The organism is Micromonospora sp. CNZ297 (genome assembly GCF_007827625.1).
The window spans coordinates 1-1393 of the sequence record NZ_VISU01000069.1 but is presented as its reverse complement, the minus strand read 5'-3'; the positions used below and the strand labels follow the sequence as shown (position 1 = coordinate 1393).

At 68.8% G+C, this 1393-nt stretch carries 1 protein-coding gene; it reads right to left on the bottom strand.

The genetic code is table 11. The annotated features are described in order from the left end of the window. Positions 1–18: 18 nt before the first annotated feature. Complete coding sequence (locus FB454_RS34710; protein WP_013473518.1) at positions 19–1098, bottom strand: IS110 family RNA-guided transposase; 1080 nt, start codon at positions 1096–1098, stop codon at positions 19–21. Positions 1099–1393: the final 295 nt, after the last annotated feature.

The window sequence follows — 1393 nt, the reverse complement described above, 5'->3', positions numbered from 1 at the left end:
GATCTGTGAGTGGGGTTGTCAAGGGGTTTGGTGGTGGGTGGTGATGGTGCGGTAGAGCTGTCGGGCGATGTAGCGCTTGAGGCAGCGGGTGATTTCTCTGGTGGTGCGGCCTTCGGCGTGGCGTCGGGTGATGTAGTCGCGTGTTTCGGGGTGGATGCGTCGGCGGGTCAGGGCGATGGTGTGCAGGGCGCTGTTGAGGGTTCTGTCGCCGCCGCGGTTGAGGCGGTGTCGGTCGGTGCGGCCGCTGGCCACGGGGATGGGGGCGGCGCCGGCGAGGGTGGCGTAGGCGGCTTCTGAGCGGACGCGGCCGGGGTGGGACCAGGCGGTGAGGGCGATCGCGGCGGTGACGGGTCCGACTCCGGGTTGGTCGAGCAGGGGCGGGCACAGTTCGGTGACGAGGGCTCGTAGGCGCTGGTGGTTGTCGGCCAGTGTGGCGTCGAGGATGTGGATGTGCCGGGCGAGGGTGACCAGTTCGCGGCGGCGGGTGTGTTCCTCGCAGGGCAGGGCGGTGGTTTCGGGCAGTTCGAGGGCGGCCAGGCGGGCGATCTGGATGGTGGTGGACAGCCCGCGTAGCGCCTCGCGCAGAGTGTCGTCAGCGGTCAGGATCAACGCTTTGACCAGGTTGACCGCGGCGGTGCGGGCATCGGTGTGGTGCCGGCGGCAGATCAGCAGCAGACGCAGGGCCTCGCGTGGGCCGTCGCTGCGGGGCACGGCGATGCGCTCAGCGGGCAGCGCCAGCACCGTATGGGCGGCGGCGACCGCGTCCAGCTGGTCGGACTTGCCGCCCCGACGACGGGCCGCAGCGGGGGGCTTGGGTGCCTCGCAGACGGGTTCGTCAGCAGCGGTCAGCAGCCGGCACAGCCCTTGCCCGTGTGACCGGGTGCCCTCCACCGCCCACAACCGGCGCCCCTGCGGTGGGGTGTGCGCGACGGCGAAGGCCAACAACCGGCTCAACCCGTCCGGGTCAGTGGACACCGTGACCTGCGCCAACACCCCACCGAGTCGGTCCACCACGGCGGCGGTATGCGTATCGGTGTGAGTATCGACCCCCACCACCACGTCATAGCGATCCGCGACCCGTTCTACGATCCTTCTCATCTCGGATTGTTGCTCCTTTGCCAGCGACGACCGGGACAGTCGGCGTCGGCTCGGGAAGACATCACCTCGGCGGCAAATCTGTGATGGGCCACGTGTGCTCGCACGGGCAGGCTTCTGATCAGGCCAGCAGGGTGGGCCGGGCCGGCGCCGACGATCACCCGGGGACAGGTCTTGCACAAGGCACACCCACACCACAGGCGGCCGGATCAACGAAGAGCCACCCAAGTGATCACCAACGCCGAACCCTAACGGCAATCAGCCGAACCGATCACCACAGACATAGAAGCGTCTTGCA

What these genes read in the sequence shown, in the direction of transcription:
- FB454_RS34710 (WP_013473518.1), bottom strand. Translation starts at nt 1,098, where the DNA reads ATGAGAAGGATCGTAGAACGGGTCGCGGATCGCTATGACGTGGTGGTG.